Source organism: Ruegeria sp. HKCCA6837, from assembly GCF_013034475.1.
In the GTDB taxonomy this organism is placed as follows: Bacteria; Pseudomonadota; Alphaproteobacteria; order Rhodobacterales; family Rhodobacteraceae; genus Ruegeria.
Genome location: NZ_WQGD01000001.1, coordinates 142224 through 163105, shown reverse-complemented (window position 1 = coordinate 163105; position 20882 = coordinate 142224). Strand labels below are relative to the sequence as shown.

General features: G+C 57.6%; 20 protein-coding genes. 11 read left to right on the top strand and 9 right to left on the bottom strand.

All coding sequences use genetic code 11. The features are described from left to right. Positions 1-88 precede the first annotated feature (88 nt). Complete coding sequence (locus GOV91_RS00790; protein WP_171174517.1) at positions 89-517, bottom strand: Lrp/AsnC family transcriptional regulator; 429 nt, start codon at positions 515-517, stop codon at positions 89-91. 86 nt (positions 518-603) lie between these two features. Between GOV91_RS00790 and rocF the strand changes: the two genes are divergently transcribed. Both rocF and GOV91_RS00780 read left to right on the top strand, forming a co-directional pair. Then, positions 604-1524: an arginase gene (rocF, locus tag GOV91_RS00785; protein ID WP_171234100.1), complete on the top strand. Its 921-nt coding sequence runs from the start codon at positions 604-606 to the stop codon at positions 1522-1524. Continuing rightward, positions 1524-2567: an ornithine cyclodeaminase gene (locus GOV91_RS00780; RefSeq protein WP_171234099.1), complete on the top strand. Its 1044-nt coding sequence runs from the start codon at positions 1524-1526 to the stop codon at positions 2565-2567. The genes rocF and GOV91_RS00780 overlap by 1 nt, the downstream gene beginning before the upstream one ends. A gap of 138 nt (positions 2568-2705) precedes the next feature. Here the strand turns inward: GOV91_RS00780 and GOV91_RS00775 are convergent, their stop codons facing one another. From GOV91_RS00775 to dctP, 3 genes are all read right to left on the bottom strand, one after another. Further along, positions 2706-4109, bottom strand: coding sequence for a TRAP transporter large permease (locus GOV91_RS00775; RefSeq protein WP_171234098.1), 1404 nt, complete (start codon positions 4107-4109; stop codon positions 2706-2708). Positions 4110-4112: 3 nt separating this feature from the next. After that, positions 4113-4742, bottom strand: coding sequence for a TRAP transporter small permease (locus GOV91_RS00770; protein WP_171174525.1), 630 nt, complete (start codon positions 4740-4742; stop codon positions 4113-4115). A 62-nt stretch (positions 4743-4804) separates the two neighbouring features. Continuing rightward, positions 4805-5821, bottom strand: coding sequence for a TRAP transporter substrate-binding protein DctP (gene dctP / locus GOV91_RS00765; RefSeq protein WP_171174527.1), 1017 nt, complete (start codon positions 5819-5821; stop codon positions 4805-4807). Between the two features lie 405 nt (positions 5822-6226). Between dctP and acs the strand changes: the two genes are divergently transcribed. The 8 genes from acs (at position 6227) to GOV91_RS00725 (ending at position 15625) form a co-directional block, all read left to right on the top strand. Continuing rightward, positions 6227-8191, top strand: coding sequence for an acetate--CoA ligase (gene acs / locus GOV91_RS00760; RefSeq protein ID WP_171234097.1), 1965 nt, complete (start codon positions 6227-6229; stop codon positions 8189-8191). Between the two features lie 7 nt (positions 8192-8198). Continuing rightward, the gene (locus GOV91_RS00755) at positions 8199-8882 is read left to right on the top strand and encodes an adenylate kinase (protein WP_171234096.1); all 684 of its coding nucleotides are present in this window, start codon (positions 8199-8201) and stop codon (positions 8880-8882) included. A gap of 179 nt (positions 8883-9061) precedes the next feature. After that, a complete protein-coding gene (locus GOV91_RS00750) occupies positions 9062-9346 on the top strand; it encodes a DUF4212 domain-containing protein (protein WP_171174533.1) in 285 nt (94 codons plus the stop codon). Between the two features lie 15 nt (positions 9347-9361). Continuing rightward, entirely contained in the window at positions 9362-11146 is a 1785-nt protein-coding gene (locus tag GOV91_RS00745) for a sodium:solute symporter family protein (RefSeq protein WP_171174535.1), read from the top strand. A gap of 108 nt (positions 11147-11254) precedes the next feature. Continuing rightward, positions 11255-13078, top strand: coding sequence for a DUF294 nucleotidyltransferase-like domain-containing protein (locus GOV91_RS00740; protein WP_171234095.1), 1824 nt, complete (start codon positions 11255-11257; stop codon positions 13076-13078). Positions 13079-13102: 24 nt separating this feature from the next. Then, on the top strand, positions 13103-13621 hold the full coding sequence (locus GOV91_RS00735; RefSeq protein WP_171234094.1) for a hypothetical protein: 519 nt from the start codon (positions 13103-13105) through the stop codon (positions 13619-13621). A 2-nt stretch (positions 13622-13623) separates the two neighbouring features. Continuing rightward, complete coding sequence (locus GOV91_RS00730) at positions 13624-15036, top strand: exonuclease domain-containing protein (protein WP_171174541.1); 1413 nt, start codon at positions 13624-13626, stop codon at positions 15034-15036. Between the two features lie 88 nt (positions 15037-15124). After that, positions 15125-15625 (top strand): flavin reductase family protein, encoded by a 501-nt coding sequence (locus GOV91_RS00725; protein ID WP_171174543.1) that lies wholly within the window; start codon positions 15125-15127, stop codon positions 15623-15625. Here the strand turns inward: GOV91_RS00725 and GOV91_RS00720 are convergent. The 4 genes from GOV91_RS00720 to GOV91_RS00705 are packed head-to-tail and all read right to left on the bottom strand — an operon-like array spanning position 15622 to position 17988. After that, on the bottom strand, positions 15622-16101 hold the full coding sequence (locus tag GOV91_RS00720) for a DUF6505 family protein (protein ID WP_171174545.1): 480 nt from the start codon (positions 16099-16101) through the stop codon (positions 15622-15624). The genes GOV91_RS00725 and GOV91_RS00720 overlap by 4 nt on opposite strands. Next, positions 16098-16796: a biotin/lipoate--protein ligase family protein gene (locus GOV91_RS00715; RefSeq protein WP_171174547.1), complete on the bottom strand. Its 699-nt coding sequence runs from the start codon at positions 16794-16796 to the stop codon at positions 16098-16100. Before GOV91_RS00715 ends, GOV91_RS00720 begins: the two co-directional genes overlap by 4 nt. After that, positions 16793-17854, bottom strand: coding sequence for an Mrp/NBP35 family ATP-binding protein (locus GOV91_RS00710; protein WP_171174549.1), 1062 nt, complete (start codon positions 17852-17854; stop codon positions 16793-16795). The genes GOV91_RS00715 and GOV91_RS00710 overlap by 4 nt, the downstream gene beginning before the upstream one ends. Then, positions 17851-17988 (bottom strand): hypothetical protein, encoded by a 138-nt coding sequence (locus tag GOV91_RS00705; RefSeq protein ID WP_171174551.1) that lies wholly within the window; start codon positions 17986-17988, stop codon positions 17851-17853. The genes GOV91_RS00710 and GOV91_RS00705 overlap by 4 nt, the downstream gene beginning before the upstream one ends. Here GOV91_RS00705 and GOV91_RS00700 point away from each other — a divergent pair. Then, positions 17987-18715, top strand: a complete 729-nt coding sequence (locus GOV91_RS00700; RefSeq protein WP_171174553.1) for a hypothetical protein — start codon at positions 17987-17989, stop codon at positions 18713-18715. The genes GOV91_RS00705 and GOV91_RS00700 overlap by 2 nt on opposite strands. Here the strand turns inward: GOV91_RS00700 and GOV91_RS00695 are convergent. Further along, complete coding sequence (locus GOV91_RS00695; RefSeq protein ID WP_171234093.1) at positions 18709-20661, bottom strand: 4Fe-4S binding protein; 1953 nt, start codon at positions 20659-20661, stop codon at positions 18709-18711. The two genes, GOV91_RS00700 and GOV91_RS00695, sit on opposite strands and share 7 nt — an antisense overlap. Positions 20662-20882: the final 221 nt, after the last annotated feature.

Sequence of the window (20882 nt, the reverse complement as noted above, 5' to 3'; positions counted from 1 at the left end):
TGCCTGTTTGCCGCGCCAGACAGTCTGCTGAATATTCAGACATCATCTGCCCTAAAACTCTGACACAAATTCTTTTCATCTCAAAGTGCTAGAGCCGCCCCTTGCGCGTGGACAGCAGCAAATTCGTCTCGGATCGCGTGATACCGTCAAAGCGGCGGATTTGAAACAGGACCTCATCCAGCTCGGCCAAGGTTTCGGTACTGATTTCTGCGATCAGATCCCAGCTGCCATTGGTCGAATGTATTGCTGTCACCTGCCGCAAGGCTGCTATCCGCGCCATGACGCGTTCTGTCCCGCGCCCTTCAATCTCAAGCATCATCAAACCGCGTACCGGGCTTTGCGCCAGATCCCTGCGAGTCAGGACAGTGAAACCGACGATTTCTCCGGATTGTTTCAGGCGCTGCAACCGACTGCGCACCGTGGTGCGCGTTACACCCAGCGTTTCCGAAAGCTCGGACAGACTGGCACGCGCATCACGTTGCAACGCATTGAGCAGTCTATTATCCAAATCGTCCATATCTTTTTCCCGTTAAGGATTTTCTCGACCCATTTTGAGCAATTTGCTGCCTTCACGCAAGACACTCTGCCAGCCTAAATGGACACATGGACATGAAGAAAATAATTCTCATCGGCGCGCCAATGGACGCTGGAAAACGTCGTCAGGGATGCCGGATGGGTCCGGACGCTTATCGTGTGGCCGGGCTGCAAGAAGCTTTGACCGATCTTGGCCATTCTGTTCAGGACCAGGGCGACGTGACCCCCGAAGAAACTGGCATGCCCGAACACCCGCATCTTTTTGCATTGCCGGAATGCGTTGGCTGGACTCGGGCTCTCAGCCAAGCTGCACAAGCGGCCGCTCGTCGGGGCGTGCCCATCTTTATGGGCGGTGATCACGCACTGTCCATGGGCACTGTCGCGGGTATGGCAGCCTACGCCGATCAGGTGGATCGGCCTCTGTTTGTGTTGTGGTTGGACGCGCATAGCGACTTTCACACACCGAACAGCACAGGCAGCGGCAACCTGCACGGAACGCCCGTGGCATATTTTACTGGAAGACCGGGTTTTGACGCTTTCCCGCCCTTGCCTGCGGTGGTCCCGACGGATCGCGTTGGCATGATCGGCCTACGCTCTGTCGATCCGGCTGAGCGGCTGGCGTTGGAGCAGAATCACGCGATGTTGGCCGACATGCGCAGCATCGACGAACACGGGATCAAGGCCCCTTTGATGGCCTTTCTGGACCGTGTGCGCGCAGAAAACGCTCTGCTGCACGTGTCGCTGGATGTCGACTTCCTCGATCCCGCTATAGCTCCAGCCGTAGGTACAACGGTTCCAGGCGGAGCGACCGAACGCGAAGCCCATCTGGTGATGGAGCTACTACATGAGAGCGGGCTGGTCAGTTCGCTGGACCTAGTCGAATTGAACCCGTTTCTGGATGAACGCGGTCGCACCGCTAAACTTATGGTCGATCTGGCCGCCTCACTTATGGGCCGCCGCATCTTTGACCGCCCCACCCGGAGTTTCTGATGACCCAACCTTCTGACAAGGCCCTCGTACCGTTTGTATCCGTCGACAACATGATGCGATTGGTTCATCACATCGGCGTCGAGCAGATGATCACGCAGATCGCCGCACAGATCGAAGCCGATTTCAAACGTTGGGAGAGCTTCGACAAAACCCCACGCATTCCGGCGCATTCACCGCATGGTGTGATCGAGCTGATGCCAACCTCGGATGGTGAGGCCTACGGCTTCAAATACGTGAACGGCCATCCCAAAAATACTTCAGAAGGTTTGCAAACGGTCACGGCCTTTGGTCTGTTGGCGGATGTTTATACCGGCTATCCAACACTGCTGACCGAAATGACGCTGCTGACCGCACTGCGCACAGCGGCAACCTCGGCACTGGTCGGGCGCTATCTCGCCCCGACAAACGCAACCACCATGGCAATGATCGGCAACGGCGCGCAGTCTGAATTCCAGTGTCTGGCATTTAAGGCAATGTGCGGCATCAGTACGGTCCGGCTCTACGACACTGACCCTAACGCAACCGCAAAATGTTCGAAAAACCTGCGGGGCAAGGGTTTGACTGTTGTTCCCTGCACGACGCCAGAGGAGGCCATCGAAGGTGCCCAGATCGTCACCACTTGTACCGCGGACAAGAAATACGCCACGATCCTGACCGATAACATGGTCGGCCCCGGTGTTCACATCAATGCGATCGGTGGCGACTGTCCGGGCAAAACAGAACTGCATCGCGATATCCTGCTCCGCTCGGACATTTTCGTTGAATACCCGGAACAGACCCGTATCGAAGGAGAAATTCAGGCGCTGGACGAGGATCATCCGGTGACCGAGATGTGGCAGGTCATCACCGGTACCGCAAAAGGGCGCGTAGATGATCGCCAGATTACGTTGTTCGACAGCGTAGGTTTCGCGATCGAAGATTTCTCGGCCCTGCGCTATGTGAAACAAGCGATTGAAGGCACAGGTTTCTTTGAGCCTTTGGACATGCTGGCCGATCCGGATGATCCGCGCGATCTGTTCGGAATGCTGATGCGAGCCGGGTAAGACGCAGTCATGGGGGTTCTGCCCCCGCCGCGCTGCGCGCGCCTCCCCCGAGGTATTTTCGGCCAGATGAAGATCGGATCCCTTGCTTCATCTGGCCAAAAAATACCTCGGAGCGCGAGGTAGAGCCTCGCTCCCTTGCTAACCCGCAAGCGACGGCAGGTAGAGTACAATCCCCGGGAATGCCACAAGCAATGCGATGGTCATCGCATCGGCGATGAAAAACGGCGTCACGCCTTTGAACACGTCCTGAACGCTCAGGTCCGGGCGCACCCCGGCCACGACAAAGCAGTTCAGCCCAATGGGCGGCGTGATCAGGCAGAACTCGGCCATCTTGACCACCAAAATACCAAACCAGATGGCGCACATTGGGCCGGACATGCCAAACGCGCTGTCGGCTGCGCTGACAGTTTCACCTCCGTTTAGGGCCATGACCGCTGGATAGACGACGGGCAATGTTAGCAACAGCATCCCGATTGCATCCATGAACATGCCCAGCACCGCATAAGCCAGAAGGATGCAGATCAGGATCATCATCGGGGACATCTCAAGCCCGGTAATCCAGTCGGAAAACGCACCAGGAAGGTCTGCGAAGCCCAGAAACCGCACATAGATTAGAACGCCCCAGATGATCGAGAAGATCATGGCGGTCAGCTTGGCCGTTTCCAAAAGCGCGGATTTGAATTCCTTCCAGCGCATTCCATGAAACAGGGCGAAACAGAACACAATGAAGGCCCCGATTGCGCCGCCTTCCGTAGGGGTGCCCCAGGCTTTGTCTCCGAACGGGTTGTAGACAAAGCAAATGATGATCAGGATCACGGCCACAATCGGAATGGCGCCTGGCAAAGCGGAAAAACGCTCTTTCCAGGTGAAGCCAGTAACAGGTGGACCGACGGTTTTGAAGATCACTGCAATCCCGACAATCAGCAGGCCATAGATGATTGCTGAGAACGCACCCGGTATGAATCCGGCCAGCAGCAGCTTGCCGACATCCTGCTCGACGATGATGGCGTAGATCACCAGAATGGCCGAGGGCGGGATAAGCGAGGCCAGTGTTCCACCCGCAGCGACAACACCCGCTGCAAAGCGTTTGTTATAACCCACCTTCAACATTTCAGGGATAGCAATGCGAGCAAAAACGGCGGAAGTGGCAACCGACGCCCCGGATACGGCAGCAAAACCGGCGGTGGCGAAAATTGTAGACACGGCAAGCCCACCCGGAACCCACGCCACCCAGCGTTTGGCAGCTTCGAACAATGCGCGCGTCAGGCCAGCGTAGTAGGCCAGATAGCCAATCAGGATAAAGGTCGGGATCAGGCTGAGCGTATGAGCTGCAACCTTAGAATGCGGAACCTGCCCCGCGGTCTTGACCGCAACTGTCAAGGCTTTGCCAAACCGGTCCGGGTCATATCCAAACTTGGCCCAGAATATCCAGATCAGCCCAACCAATCCCGCCAGCCCTGCTGCGAAAGCCACTCGCATACCGGCAACGACCAGAACCAGCAGACCTCCTGTGACCCAGAGGCCAATATCAATCGTGTCCATGTTCTAGTCCTGCCCTTCGAACTGTTCGGCCTCAGCCGCCGCTTGGGCCGCAGCATCCTGAAGAAGCGGTACCGCCACAGGGGTCTCGAGCCCCAGCACAAATGCACGCCCATAGCCCCACACCTGAAGCACCAGCCGCGCGCACAACACTGAAAAGGCCACGGGCGCTAACAGCTTGGCCGGCCACAAGGGAATACCGATGTCGATGGAACTGTCTCTGCTCCAGAGCGGCGCACCAAAGTCGAAGGACCGGTCGAAATGGGACCAACTGCCCCACACAAGTGCCAGCATCAACACCAAGATCAGAAGGACCGAGATCAGCTCGAACAGCCACAAGGCCCGGCCGTGAAGCCGCGAGATGACGATATCCATGCGGATATGCCCGCCGTCGCGCTGCACAAAAGAGATGCCCAGGAAAGCAATCAGTGGCATCGCCTGTTCGATCCAGTCGACATAACCGGGCAACGGCGCGTTGAACGCGTTGCGCCCGCTGACCGAAACGACGGCCAGAACCATCAATCCGAAAACCGCTATACCGCTGATCAATGCAAGAAAGCGTTCAAGCTTTAACAAATGCCGGTCCAGCTGGCTTAGACGGCTACCGTCTTCCAGCACCGTGGCCTGTCCTGCCATTCCGGTGGTTCCTTGTTCTTGAAAGTGAACCGGGCACCCAACAGGGCACCCGGTCTAAAAGATCAGTTACCGCCGCGCTGCTGCTTCAAAGTGGTTTGAACCAGATCATACAGGTCTTGCGCCGGCAGCCCCTGTTCCGTCATGTCTGCAATCCATTTCTCTCGGATCGGATCTGCGGCTTTGGTGCGGAATTCCTCGATCACGGCGTCGTCGATCATCACCTTCTGCACACCCTTTTCTTCGAGGACACTGTCCCACTGTTCGAGCAGACCGCCATAGTTCGCCAGGTAGTGATCAATCGCTTCGTCAATTGAGCTGTCCAGCGCTTCGCGATGCTCGGCAGGCAGTGCTTCATAGGCATCGATATTCACAACCACGGGACAGTTCACCGTGCCAGGGTTCAGGTTGGCCGTCCACCAATCAGCCTCGTTGATCGTGCCGAAAGACAAGTGTGCATGCTGGGCGAAGGCCACTGTATCCACAACACCCGATTCCATTGCATTATAAGCTTCGGTTGCCGGGACTGAAGTTGGCACACCACCCACAGCCTCGAACGCTTGGCCTAAACCGCCCGTTGCACGGACACGCATTCCGTCGAACTTAGCCAATTGGTCGCGGGGTTCGCCCGTACCCACGATATTATACTGCGGCATGGGCGAGGTCATGATGATACGGGCATTCCACTGCGCCATCTCATCTTTGACCGCCGGGTGATCATATACAGCGTGGCTTACAGCAACCTCTTCTTCAAGATTGTTTACACCGAGGAACGGCAGTTCCAGAACGGTGATCGCCCGGTTCTTGTCGCGGTGATATCCAGCGCAGAACTGAGCCATTTCAAAGGCCCCGATTTCGATACCATCCAGGTTTTCGCGTGGCTTGGACAGGCCACCATAGCTGACATTGATCGTGAACTCTCCATTTGTCTTTTCGCTGACAAGCTCGGAAAGCTTTTCGACATGTTCCGTAAATGCGCGGCGCTTGCCCCAGACGGATGCATTCCACTCGGTCGCAGCAGCCTCGCTGACAAACGCAAAGCTCAAGGCGGCGACGGCAGCACCGCTCAACATATTTTTCATGATTTTGTCTCCCTTTGGTGCGCCTCTTCCCGAAGCGCTTGCAACGAAGCTAGCGCCAACATTCGGATGTGCCAACCCTCAGGGTCGCATGTGTTCCTCGATCCGAGGCCACAAGGAACACGAGGCCAAGTTTGCCGACCGTAGAAACGCGCGAAACAACCAGGAGTAATCGTTACATTTATGCCTCTGTTAAATAGTACTTTATTAAATATAGACCGTAAAATTTTACAAAAATAAGCAGCGCGCCGAAATTTCTTTACAAACAAATTCAAAGATTACGGCAATTTATTTATTTATTTTCTGAACCCGGTAATACTTTGACCGGGGAGGAACGGGATCGACTTTGCTGAACAATCGGGCAAAAACGACCCAACGTAATCCAGTCCAGAGGGAGGAGCCTCAAAGATGACCACCGCTGCCCAGGCAGATGCCAAGACCTATCCGCCATCCGCAGACACTGTTGCTCGTGCACATGTCGATGCTGCGAAATACGCCGACATGTACGCCGCCTCAATCTCTGACACCGACACGTTTTGGGGTGAGCAAGGCAAGCGCGTCGATTGGATCAAGCCCTTCTCACAGGTAAAGGACGTCAACTACGACTTCGGCTCGGTCAAGATCAACTGGTATGCCGATGGCACGCTAAACGTTTCGGCCAACTGCCTGGACCGCCACCTGAAGACACGTGGCGATCAAACCGCGATCATCTGGGAGCCGGACGATCCAAATGATCCGGCGCAGCATATTTCTTACGCCGAACTGCACCGCCGCACATGCCGGATGGCCAATATTCTGGAATCGCTGGGCGTGCGCAAAGGCGACCGTGTTGTCATCTACCTGCCGATGATCCCCGAGGCCGCTTATGCCATGCTGGCCTGCGCACGGATCGGCGCCATTCACTCGATTGTTTTCGCTGGCTTTTCGCCCGACGCGCTGGCGGCGCGGATCAATGGCTGCGACGCCAAGGTTGTGATCACAGCGGATGAAGCGCCACGTGGCGGCCGCAAAACACCGCTTAAGTCAAACGCCGATGCCGCCCTGCTGCACTGCAAGGACACGGTGAAGTGCCTTGTCGTCAAGCGCACTGGCGGACAGACCACATGGATCGACGGGCGCGACTATGACTACAACGAAATGGCGCTTGAGGCGGACGACTACTGCGCGCCCGCCGAGATGAACGCCGAAGATCCGCTGTTCATTCTTTATACATCCGGTTCAACCGGGCAGCCCAAGGGCGTTGTGCACACCACTGGCGGCTATCTGGTTTATGCCTCGATGACGCATGAGATCACCTTCGATTACCACGAAGGCGACGTTTACTGGTGCACGGCGGACGTGGGTTGGGTCACCGGCCACAGCTATATCGTCTACGGCCCGCTGGCCAATGGCGCGACCACGTTGATGTTCGAAGGCGTTCCGACCTTCCCAGATGCTTCGCGCTTTTGGCAGGTCTGTGAAAAGCACAAAGTCAATCAGTTCTACACCGCGCCAACCGCGATCCGTGCACTGATGGGACAGGGCAACGAGTTTGTCGAGAAATGCGACCTGAGCGATCTGCGCACGCTGGGCACCGTGGGTGAGCCGATCAACCCCGAAGCCTGGAACTGGTACAACGACGTCGTTGGCAAGGGCAAATGCCCCATCGTGGACACTTGGTGGCAGACGGAAACCGGCGGTCACCTGATGACCCCCCTGCCCGGCGCACATGCGATGAAACCCGGTTCCGCGATGAAGCCGTTCTTTGGCATCCAGCCTGTCGTTCTGGACCCTCAGTCGGGTGTCGAGATCGAGGGCAACGGCGTCGAGGGTGTTCTGTGTATCAAAGACAGCTGGCCCGGTCAGATGCGCACCGTCTGGGGCGATCATGAGCGGTTCGAGAAGACCTATTTCTCGGACTATAAAGGCTACTACTTCACCGGTGACGGCTGCCGCCGTGACGAAGATGGTGACTATTGGATCACCGGCCGTGTCGATGACGTGATCAATGTGTCCGGCCACCGGATGGGCACTGCCGAGGTCGAAAGCGCGCTGGTCGCTCATGCCGCAGTCGCTGAGGCTGCCGTGGTCGGCTATCCCCATGAAATCAAAGGACAAGGCATCTATTGCTACGTCACCTTGATGAATGACCGCGAGCCTTCGGATGAGCTGTTGAAAGAGCTGCGCACCTGGGTCCGCACGGAAATCGGCCCGATTGCCTCGCCGGATGTGATCCAGTGGGCCCCTGGCCTGCCCAAAACACGTTCGGGCAAAATCATGCGCCGTATCTTGCGCAAAATTGCCGAGAACGACTTTGGCAGCCTGGGTGACACGTCGACACTGGCCGACCCGTCGGTTGTCGAAGACCTGATCGAAAACCGTGCGAATAAGTGAGGACGTGATGGACGCTGCCACGATCACCACTCCCGCCGTTCTGATCCTTCTCGGCCCTCCGGGCGCCGGGAAGGGCACACAGGCCCGTATGTTGGAAGAGAAATTCGGGCTGGTTCAACTCAGCACCGGCGACTTGCTGCGCGAGGCTGTCGCGGCTGGTACAGAAGCAGGTCTTGCCGCCAAAGCCGTCATGGAAGCGGGCGACCTGGTCAGTGACGACATCGTCATCGCCATCCTACGCGACCGTATGGCCCAGCCAGATTGCGCCAAGGGTGTCATTCTGGACGGCTTCCCTCGCACTACGGTTCAGGCCGAAGCGCTGGACGGACTGCTTGCGTCGAACAATCAGAAGATCAACGCTGCGATCAGCCTTGAGGTCGAAGACGCTGAAATGGTGATCCGCATCTCGGGTCGCTACACCTGCGCCGGCTGTGGCGAAGGCTATCACGACACGTTCAAGAAGCCTGCCGAAGATGGCAAATGCGACAAGTGCGGTCACACTGAATTCAAGCGCCGTGCGGATGATAATGCCGAAACCGTGGCGTCGCGGTTGGCAGCTTATCACGCACAGACCGCGCCATTGATCACCTATTACAAAGGCCATGGCGTGCTGCAACGCACCAACGCCATGGGCAAGATTGAAGACATCGCCCACGACCTGGAGGCAATCGTCAGCGGCGCGATGAAGTAAGGGGAGGAGATCGGCCGCAAGGCCTTGATCCTTAAAAGAATACTTCAATGAACCGCCTTGGCGGAACAGAGAAGTTTTGCCGGACGTCACGGGGCGTTTGGTACAATCGAGAAGCGGTCCGCGTCACTGGAGGAATTGGGCACGGGCCGCCCAACGAGGAAGCGAAGGAGGAACCCGCGATGGCGGATCATTCAACAAACTCCGCGCAGGCGTCCGAAGCCGATAAGGGCTATTGGCAAGCCAACCTGCGCCTCATTTACATCAGCCTCGCAATCTGGGCGCTGGTGTCGTTTGGATTCGGCATTCTGCTGCGTCCATTGCTGTCGGGGATCGCCGTTGGCGGAACCGATCTGGGCTTTTGGTTCGCACAACAGGGATCGATCCTGGTCTTCTTGGTGCTGATCTTCAACTACGCCTGGCGCATGAACAAGCTGGACGCCGAATTCGGCGTAGACGAAGAATAAGGGAGAGCGGGGATTATGGATCAGTTTACCATCAACCTGCTGTTTGTTGGCGCATCATTCGCGCTATACATCGGCATCGCGATCTGGGCCCGCGCGGGTTCCACATCGGAGTTCTACGCCGCCGGTCGCGGCGTTCACCCGGTCACCAACGGTATGGCGACAGCGGCGGACTGGATGTCTGCGGCCTCGTTCATCTCGATGGCGGGCCTGATTGCCTTTACCGGCTATGACAACTCGACATTCCTGATGGGTTGGACCGGTGGCTACGTGCTGCTGGCTCTGCTGCTTGCGCCTTACCTGCGCAAGTTCGGCAAATACACTGTCTCGGAATTCATCGGCGACCGTTTCTACAGCCAGACCGCACGCGTTGTTGCGGTGATCTGTCTGATCGTTGCGTCGGTGACCTACGTTATCGGTCAGATGACCGGTGTTGGCGTGGCCTTTGGCCGCTTCCTTGAGGTGTCGAACACGTCCGGTCTGCTGATCGGTGCTTGTGTGGTCTTTGCCTACGCGGTGTTTGGCGGGATGAAAGGTGTGACATACACCCAGGTTGCTCAGTACTGCGTGCTGATCACAGCCTACACCATCCCGGCGATCTTCATCTCGCTGCAGCTGACCGGCACGCCGATCCCTGCTCTGGGTCTGTTTGGTGACACCGCAAGCGGTGAGCCCCTGCTGACCAAGCTGGATGCAATCGTGACCGAGCTGGGCTTCAACGAGTACACCGCCCACCATTCGAACACGCTGAACATGGTTCTGTTCACGCTGTCGCTGATGATCGGTACCGCCGGTCTGCCGCACGTGATCATGCGCTTCTTCACCGTGCCGAAAGTATCTGACGCACGTTGGTCGGCTGGCTGGACTCTGGTCTTCATCGCGCTGCTGTACCTGACCGCCCCTGCGGTTGGCGCAATGGCACGTCTGAACATCACCGACATGATGTGGCCCAATGGTGGCATCGAAGGTGGCGCTGTCTCGGTCGAGGAAATCGACACCGATCCGCGCTATGACTGGATGAAAACCTGGCAGAAAACCGGTCTTCTGGATTGGGAAGACAAGAACGGTGACGGCAAAATCCAGTACTACAATGACAAGTCCGAAGCCATGGCTTCCATTGCGGAAGAAAACGGCTGGGTCGGTAACGAGCTGACCAAGTTCAACCGTGACATCCTGGTTCTGGCCAACCCCGAAATCGCCAACCTGCCGGGTTGGGTGATCGGTCTGGTCGCTGCCGGTGGTCTTGCGGCTGCTCTGTCAACCGCTGCGGGTCTTTTGCTAGCGATTTCGTCAGCGGTGTCCCACGACCTTGTCAAAGGTGCGATCAACCCGCAAATCTCTGAAAAGGGTGAATTGCTGGCTGCTCGTATCGCAATGGCCGTCGCCATCGTTGTCGCAACCTACCTGGGTCTGAACCCACCCGGATTTGCGGCGCAAACCGTGGCCCTGGCCTTTGGTCTTGCGGCAGCCTCGATCTTCCCGGCGCTGATGATGGGGATCTTCTCGACCCGCATCAACAACACCGGCGCGGTTGCGGGTATGCTGGCTGGTCTGGTTGTGACCCTGGTCTACATCTTCCTGCACAAGGGCTGGTTGTTCATTCCGGGTACCAACTCGTTCACCGATGCTGACCCGCTGCTGGGTCCGATCAAGTCGACCTCGTTCGGCGCAATCGGTGCGATGATCAACTTTGCGGTTGCCTACGTTGTTGCAGGCGCGACCAAAGAGACTCCGCAGGAGATCAAGGATCTGGTCGAAAGCGTACGCATTCCCCGTGGTGCGGGCGCAGCTCAGAATAAGTGAGCTTGATGCGGTCGTTGGTTCTTGCCTTCGACCGCGTCTTTAGATCCACTGTTCCCGCCCAGCACATCACTGGGCGGGATTTTTTAACCAGAACACCGGAGACAACACATGCCCCTGTCCCATGACGAAATTGCCCGGTTTCTGAAATCCGTTCATCCCTATGACGCGTTGCCTTCCGACGCCCTGGATCAGATCGTCAAACAGATCGAGGTCTGGGAAGTTGAGGAAGACGCCTCGGTCTATGAGCTGGGCCACAAGTTGCCCGGGGTGTTCGTGATCTATGAAGGACAGGTCGAAATTACCGATGAGAACGGTGCCATCGTCTCTCATCTGGGTCTGCGCAATTCCTTTGGCGAAAGGGGCCTGCTGAAAGACGGCAAAGCCGCCACCAAAGCCCGCGCGCATACGCCGTCAGTTCTAATGGTTCTGCCACCTGATCTGGTCCGGAGTTTGATCGATAACCACGATGTTGTGGCGAAGTTCTTTGACCGCACACGTGGCGACCGCAGTGGTCCGCAGAGCCTGGCCACCAGTTCGATCGACGTGCTGATGGCACATAATCCGGCCACCTGCCCCGCTGACACGTCGGTTCAGGACGCCGCGCGGATCATGCGCGACAAACATATTTCGTCGCTCTGCATCACGGACGCTGAAAGCTTGCAGGGCATTGCGACCCTGCGGGACATCTCGGGCAAATACGTTGCAGACGGCCTGCCCGCCTCCACGCCCATTTCTGAAATCATGACACCAAATCCTGTGACCCTGTCGCCCAGCGATATCGGGTCGGATGTGCTGCACATCATGATGGAGCGCGGCATTGGCCATATCCCGATTTCCGAAGGCGGTCGGCTGGTCGGGATCGTGACGCAGACCGATCTGACCCATTATCAGGCCGTGAACTCGGCCGAGCTGGTGCGCCGCATTGCGCAGGCTGACACGGCCGAAGAAATGGCACGCGTGACCGAAGAGATCCCGCAGCTTCTTGTGCAGCTGGTTGCAGGCGGGAACCGGCATGAAATTGTCACCCGACTGATCACCGATATCGCGGATACTGCCACGCGGCGCCTATTAGCGCTCGCCGAAGCTGAACTGGGCCCGCCCCCGGTTCCGTATCTGTGGCTGGCTTGCGGATCGCAAGGTCGGCAGGAACAAACCGGTGTATCGGATCAGGACAATTGTCTGATGCTGGATGACGGCGTGACCGACGCAGACATGGCCTATTTCACCAAGCTGGCGAAATTCGTCTCGGACGGGTTGGACATTTGCGGGTACTTCTACTGCCCCGGCGACATGATGGCGACCAATCCGCGCTGGTGTCAGCCGGTGCGCGTCTGGCGCGATTATTTCAAAGGATGGATCGCCAAGCCAAACCCCGAAGCGCAGATGCTGGCCTCGGTCATGTTCGACCTGCGCCCTATTGGCGGCGCGTTTGAGCTGTTTGCCGACCTTCAGGCCGACACACTGGCAGCGGCCAGAGCGAACTCGATCTTTGTGGCGCATATGATTTCGAACTCGCTGAAACACACGCCCCCGCTTGGCCTGTTGCGCGGGTTCGCCACCATTCGCTCGGGCGAACACCGCAATACGCTGGACCTCAAACACAATGGTGTTGTGCCCGTCGTAGATCTGGCCCGGATATACACGTTGCAGGGCGAGCTGACCGAAGCCAACACCCGTGCCCGCCTGAAAGCGGCCGAGGCCAGCGGTGTCCTCAGCCCGTCTGGGGCTCGGGATCTTCTGGACGCTTACGACCTGATCGCTGAAACCCGCCTGGAGCATCAGGTTCGGCTGGTTAAGTCAGGTGAAAAACCCGACAATTATCTGCCGCCGTCCGATCTTTCGGACTTTGAGCGAAGTCATCTACGCGATGCATTTGTTGTGGTAAAAACAATGCAATCGGCGGTTGGCCACGGCAAGGGTATGCTGGGCTAAGACCCCCTAGAACGGAGAGACCACATGTTTCTGGAATTGATCGGCACTATCTTTGCGGGCTTCGCGTTTGCGGGCGTCGTGCTTGTGCTGAACAAGCTGACCGGTGGGCGCTTGCCGAAATGGACCACTCCGGTTGCGGCGGGTCTGGGCATGATCGGCATGACCATTGCCAGCGAGTATTCCTGGTACGACCGCACCCGCGATCAACTGCCGGATGAAATGGCCATCGTGCAAGAGGTGGAAAGCCGTGCTTTCTATCGCCCCTGGACATACGCGGTGCCCTTCGTAGATCGTTTTGCCGCCATTGACACGATATCGGTTCGCAGCAATGAAAATGTTCCAGATCAAAGACTTGTCGACCTATACTTCTTTGGCCGCTGGGCTCCAGTTTCAAAAGTGCCGGTGGCTGTCAACTGTGTTGAAAATAGCCGCGCCAATCTAGCAGACGGTGCTGAATTCGCTGATGATGGTCGGTTGATTAACGCGGACTGGATTTCAGCCGAGGCCAACGATCCAATCATCGAGACCACCTGCGGGGTCTGATCATGCTCACCAATTTGAGCCTTAGGCTCAGGATTTTTTTGTTCTTCTGCTTGCTGGCATTCGGCGGGATTGCGATCAGCGCAGTTGCGCTGTGGATTTCCTATGCCCGCGCAGGAAATCCCGACCTTTTGGGTGACTTCATTTTTGCAGAAATCCTGATCGCGTTTGGGCTGCTTGCTTTGATCGCAGGTGTCTGGCTGCTGTTTGACGACAATATTGCCAAGCCAATTGAACGCCTGTCGGCCCAACTACGGGCCCGAGCGCATGCCGGGGTCAGTACGGATCTGGACATGCAGGCTGCGCGCTATCTGGGGGATCTGGCCCCCGCAGCGGCAGGTCTGGCGGAACAACTGGCGTCAAACGCCATGCGAACCGCCGAAGCCGTAGCATCGGAAACCGCGTACTTAGCAGCAGAGAAACAACGTCTCACCGCCCTGCTGACCGAGATACCGGTCGCTATGTTGCTGGCCAGCCCAAAGCATCAGATTGTGCTGTATGATGGTCAGGCCGCCGAGGTTCTGGCCCAGATTGCACATCCTCGACTGAACGCGTCGCTTTTCGAGTACATCGAGGCCACAGGCCTGACGGATGCCTATGCCAAAATGGGAAAAACCGGCAAAGACGTGTATTGCACGCTGAACAGCGTAGATGGCCGGCAAACCTATTCTGCGCGGATGAAGCCCTTGGGCGACGCGCCCGGCTATATGCTGGTCTTCGAAGACAGTGCCGCCCAAATGTCCCCTGATGAGGCGCGGCCTCTGGTTTACGATTTTGAGCTGCTCGACACGCCAGGGGATGACGCGTTTGAAAACCGCACCTTGTCGGATCTGTGTTTCGTCGTCTTCGACACCGAGACCACCGGGCTGCTTCCTCATAAAGATGAAATCGTTCAGATCGGCGCGGTGCGCGTGCTCAACGGCAAGATCGTTCAGGGTGAACATTTGGACATGCTGGTGAATCCGGGCATCCCGATACCACCTGCTTCGACCAAAGTGCACAAGGTCAGTGACCGTATGGTTCAGGGCGCACCCGACATCACTGAGGCCGGGCGCGTATTTCATCAGTTCGCCCGCGACGCGGTGATCGTGGCGCATAACGCACCCTTCGATATGGCGTTCCTGCGTCGTCACGCCAAGCGGATGGAGGTCGAATGGGATCACCCGATCCTCGACACGGTTCTGCTGTCTGCCGTGCTGTTCGGAGCCAGCGACACACACACGCTGGACGCGCTGTGTGAACGGCTGGAAATCACGATCCCCGAGGCCCTGCGCCACACTGCGCTGGGCGATGCGGTCGCCACGGCCGAAGCGCTGGTCAAGATGCTGCCGATTCTGCAGGCACGCGGCATGACGACCTTCGGTGAAGTCATAATCGAAACACGAAAACACGGGCGCTTGCTGGAAGACCTGAACTGACAGCTTAAATTGCAAGCAGCAGTCAGCTTTTCATGGACAATCCGAGCCTCGCGTGGCACCTGATGCGCGGCCAAGGAATACGCGCGCAATGACCGAAAAGACTTTCATACCCACCCCGGAACAAAGCCCGGCCTTTCGCGAGGCCCTGGGGTGTTTTGGCACCGGTGTCACTGTGATTACCACGCAAACCGAAGGTGGACCGCGCGCGATCACCGTGAATTCCTTTGCCTCGGTCTCATTGGACCCTCCGCTGGTGTTGTGGTGTCTGGCCAAGGAATCGTTCCGTTTCGACGCTTTCAGCAGCTGCGAACACTATTCGATTCATGTGATGGCACAGGATCAGCAAGAGCAGGCGCTGCTCTTTGCGCGTGACGGCACAGACTTCTCACATGCAGATTGGACTGAGGATGAGACCGGTCGCCCGCAATTGACCCAATGTCTGGCGCGGTTCGATTGCCGTCTGCACGCGCGGCACGACGCTGGTGATCATCTGATCATTGTGGGACAAGTGGAACAGGTTATGTACCGCACAGGAAAGGGCCTGATTTTCAAACGCGGCCAGTTCGGCGGGTTTGTCGATCTGATCTAGTCGTCGAGGGATCCATGAACTGCCAAAGCCTCAAGCTGCGCATCCTGCGGCGTGATCACACGATAGGCTTCGTGCACGCCAGTTTCAGACAGTTCTCTGGCCACGGTCAACAGCGTGTTGGGCGCATGATCTTCGCACAGCTCTGACATATGATCGACTTCCGCCTGCGCCACGCCAAGCGCTGCCTCAACTGAAGGCGCACCATAGAACTGCACAAAATGGTCGGCCAGATTGCGGGCGATCTGATCTTTCTCTGCCGGTTCGATCTGCGTCACGGCCACAAATGTCACGCGGCCAAAGGTTTCAAGACCCAGCCAGCCATTCGCAAAGGCCTGACGCGCCTTGCCTTCAAGATCTGCATCGCTCCAATTCGAGAACTCGAACCCGCCAGACACACACCATTCCCCGGTGCGCGCCGGAGAATGAAACACGTTCATGTCGCTTTCGTCGAAGTGAATTGCTCGGGCCAGTTTCATCTTCCGTTCTCCAACACTTCGGTCAGGGGACGCAGGTGCGTTTCGGATCCGTCCCGGATCAACATTCCAAACCGTTCATCCGTACCCAAAAAAACACCGCCATGATCCAGCGGATCTCCTACACCGCGCAGCAAACCCATCCATTCAGCGTGCAGCGGCGCGTTACCATCTTCCTGCCAGCGGTTCAGCCAGGTCAAAGTATGACGCGACCAGCTTTCTACCAATTGTGTGGCGGATACGTCTGCACATCCCTCGTCGTAAAGCGCGGTGACATCTGGTGTTTCACCCGGGGCCTCGCTGGTTTGCAGCAGCGCCAGTTCCCAACCTACGATCAACCAGTCCGGCTCCTGATCAGCGGACACATCCGAAGAGGTCACCCGAAACTTCCCGCATTTTGCGCCATTCACGCAGATCAATCCGTCCCAGCCCAAATGCACAGCAACCTCTGGCGGGGCCAGAGCGCCCAGCGCGTTCTGAAACCCTACGGCACACAGTGGCAGCATTGCCATCGCGTCCTGCAACGGCACCTCAGGCGCAAAGACGATGGCAACGCGCAGACGGTCGGCCTGAATGTTGTAAACGACCGTTCCCGCGTCGCATCCCAGCGCGGCCATTGCCTGCGCCCTGTCAAACGGGTCTTCCCCACCCTGAACCGGGTGACCCGTCAGCAAAGGGGGAAAGACCGGCTGGCTCATGCGAAACCGTTTGAGATCAGGTCGCGTGCGATCTTGCGGAACGACTCGGCCTGTGGACTATCGGGCTTGCTGACCACGATGGGCGCGCCTCCGTCAGCGGCCACGCGGATGTCCAGATGCAGTGGGATTTCACCCAGCAGCGGTACACCCAGAGATTCCGCCTCGGACGCAACACCGCCATGACCAAACACATGTTCTTCGTGCCCGCAGTTGGAGCAGATATGGGTCGACATGTTTTCGATCATGCCCACGATCGGGGTTTTGAGCTGATTGAACATATCGATCCCCTTGCGGGCGTCGATCAAAGCCACGTCCTGCGGGGTTGAGACCACGATGGCACCGTCCACCTGGAACTTCTGGCTCAGCGTCAGCTGCACATCGCCCGTTCCCGGTGGAAGGTCGACGATCAGAACGTCCAACGCGCCCCACTGCACCTGCCCCATCATCTGTTGCAATGCGCCCATCAACATGGGTCCACGCCAGACAACAGCCTGACCTTCGTTGGTCATCAACCCCATGGACATCATGGTCACGCCGTGATTGCGCAAAGGCAGAATGGTTTTGCCATCGGGGCTGGCCGGGCGACCGGACACACCCAGCATCCGGGGCTGCGACGGACCGTAAACATCCGCATCCAGCAGACCGACGCGCCGTCCTTCAGCGGCCAGCGCACAGGCAAGGTTTGCAGAGACAGTGGACTTACCGACACCGCCCTTACCCGAAGCAACAGCAATAATCCGATCAACACCCGGAACGGCCTGCGGCCCGGTTTGCGACGGTTTGGGTTTCGGTTTCAGATCCGGCGGAGCCTTGTCGGAATGCGCGGTCATCATCGCCGATACATTGGCCACACCGGCGACCATCTGCGCGGCTTTCTCGGCCGTCGCTCGCACGGGCTCCATCTTTTCCGCGTGCTTTGGATCAATCTCAAGCACAAATCGTACGGTATCACCTTCGACATTCAGCGCACGCACGATACCTGCGCTGACAATATCTTGACCAGACACCGGGTCAGTGATCTTTTTCAGGTTCGCCAGAACCGCGTCACGAACACTCATGCCTTGCCCCCTTCGATATGCCCGTGTGACAGGGGCGTGCGTGTCACCAAATTCTGGTCGCCGCTCATTGCATGTGTCTCCGTCTCTTTCAGTTTATTTGACGCACCGCGCCCTGCCCCGTTAGGCTGAGCCATGCGCTTTGTCCTCTTGTGCCTGAGCCTCACGTTCTCTGCCACCCCCTCCTTGTCTCAGGAGGCGATTGGCCTTGCGGCCCCGGCCGAGGTGAAAGACTCGGGTCTGTTGCAACATATTCTTCCTCGCTTCTCTCTCAAGACCGGGATTCGCGTTATTGCGGATGACACAGGTGTTATGGTCCTGAATCCCGCTCCGCCCGGCGATCCGGTCTTTGCCCGCGATGATGTGATCTACCATCTGACCATCGAAGACAATAAGCGGCAGGCCCGCTTTCGCGATTGGCTGCGTTCGGATATTGGAAAGCGCACCGTTGAAAGTTTTGCGCCAGCACAAGGCGCGCCCTTTACCGCCAGCTTCGATCTGACGGTCACTGAGTCGGAGGAAACCGTTGACGGTAATACCGTGCTTGGCGAAGAACTGTCGATGACCCATTGCGGACGATGCCATGTGATCGGACCCAAAAACCGAATGAACGGGCTGGGCTCGACCCCATCGTTTGCCGTCCTGCGCGCGATGCCGGACTGGTCCGAACGGTTCGAGGCTTTCTTTGCTCTCAACCCCCATCCTGCGTTTACACAGATCGACGGACTGACGCCGCCATTTGACCCCGAGCGCCCTTCTCCGATCCATCCTGTTCAGATGACTCTGGACGATCTCGATGCAATCCTCGCGTTTGTCTCGCGGATGAAAGCCGCAGATTTGGGGGCTCCGCTGCAGCTTCAATGATCTTTTCTATCTGAATAATAATCGTCAGTCGTAACGACCCGTGGTTTAGGCTTTGACTGGAAGGGATTGTCCTGCTGCTGAAACTGCACCTTAACCCGGCAATTGTCGCACATCTGGATCATCCGCGCCTGATCCGAACTGGCAAACATCGGGTGTGTGCCCGAAAGCTTTTCCATGATCCGCTCCACAGTGGATTTCACCCCAAACAACGCACCGCATTCAACACAAGCGAAAGGTTCTTCTTCGTTGAGTACCTGCTGGGACAGGGCCGCATCGCTCAGATCAAGCTGTGGAACCAAAGTGATTGCCTCTTCGGGGCAGATCGTCTTGCACATTCCGCATTGCAGGCAGGCATCCTGCTGAAAGTTCAGCTGCGGCTTGTCCGGATTGTCGATCAAAGCCCCTGATGGACACAGCGACACACAGCTGAGGCACAGGGTGCAACTGTCCGTGTTCACCGCAACCGCACCATAAGGCGCGTTATCGGGCAGTGGCAATGGAGTGTCTGCCTGCGGATTTAGCGCCTGCGCGGCCAAGCGTGTGATCTGTCGACGGTTCCCCAATGGAAGAACCGGTTCGGCCAAAGGTTGCGGCACGTCTTGACCATAGAGCAGATCAGACATGGCGTCCGGATCAGCCTCATCAATCAGTCCAATCCCATCAGCGCCTGCGATCGCGCGCGCCAGAGCAATCTCGTGGTCCAGCGAATCCCGTTCGGTTGTGGGTGCAAGCAATACATCCACACGGACAAAACCATGCGCCAAAGCGGCAAGCATCTCGGCGTGGCCAAAACCGGATATAACATTTAGTTCCAGCGGGATAACATCCGAAGGCAAACCACGACCAAAGCGCGCAGCCAACCGGATCATCTCTGCCCCATGCGCATCATGAATCAAAAGCCGGGGCGCGGCCCCTCCTGCTCGTCGATAGGTGCGCGCCAGGACGTGCATCCGGGACAACAGCGCCGAAACGGTCGGATCCTCGTAAGTGATCGCCGTCGACGGACACAGTGCGGCACACGCACCGCATCCGGCACATACCATCGGGTCGATGCTCACATGCTCACCCGCTGGTGTTATCGCCCCGGTCGGGCAGATATCCAGACAGTTTGTACAACCCACCTGTTCCGCCCGTGAATGCGCACACAAGGATTCTTCCAATCTCACGTACAAAGGCTTTTCAAAGGTACCAACAAGCTGAATGGCCTCAAAAGCCAGGCGTTCAACGGCCACCACGTCTTTTGGATCAGCCCTCAGATACCCTTCGCGCTTGTTGGGGGCCTGGACGAACGGCGCGCCGCCTGTCAGGTCCAGAATAATGTCGCAGGCAGATTGTGCTCCGTTCCTGGGCTCGGTCCAGGCAAAGGCACCACGCCCGCCCGGCACGACCTGTTGCACGGCGTCCAGACGCAGTGAAAACCCGCCCAGCGCCCCTGACACGGACTTCACCCGTCCGCGTACCACATCGAAAGCGCGCGAGGTCGGCTCTGCCTGATCCGTAGCCAGAACAGTCACGGCCAAAGTTCCCACCAACTTCTCAGCCAGATCAAAACCCACCGCGCCGGGGCCAACGATGAAACAAGTTCCTTCGCTGATAACATCGACGCTGGGTGTGACGGGCTGCGGCAACAGCGCCTCAGCCGCCAGTGCAGCCATCTTTGGCGTTGCATCCGTACCCTGTTCAGACCAACCCGCACGGTCGCGTAGGTCGAAGAAGCCAGGCACGTCGATATCCAAATCTTCGGCAAGGGACTGGAACACGTCCTGCTCTTGCAGGCAGGCGATCACGGTATCTCCGTCTTGCATCAGTTCGGAAGCAGATTGCAGTTGGGTCGTGCAAAGCGCTGTATGCACCTTAGAACAACTAACACCACAGGCGCTTTCGATCCTGTCGGGATCCAATTCCTGAGTTCCTGCGCAATCGCATAGCAGTAGTTTGGTGCCCATTTTCCCTCCCGCGGGATGCTCTCCCCATCCCATGAACCTTAGGCTGTACGCACATCCCGGCAACTTCAACCCCCTGCCGTGCGCAGTTATTTACCCCTCATTCGCGCAGAAAATCGAAGGAAACAAACGCGTTTTCGGCTCCGTTCACGCAGTTGCGACCAAAACATACGACCAAAGTCTAAGGACACAGGCTTGGCACAAAGACACAATGTGTACCATAG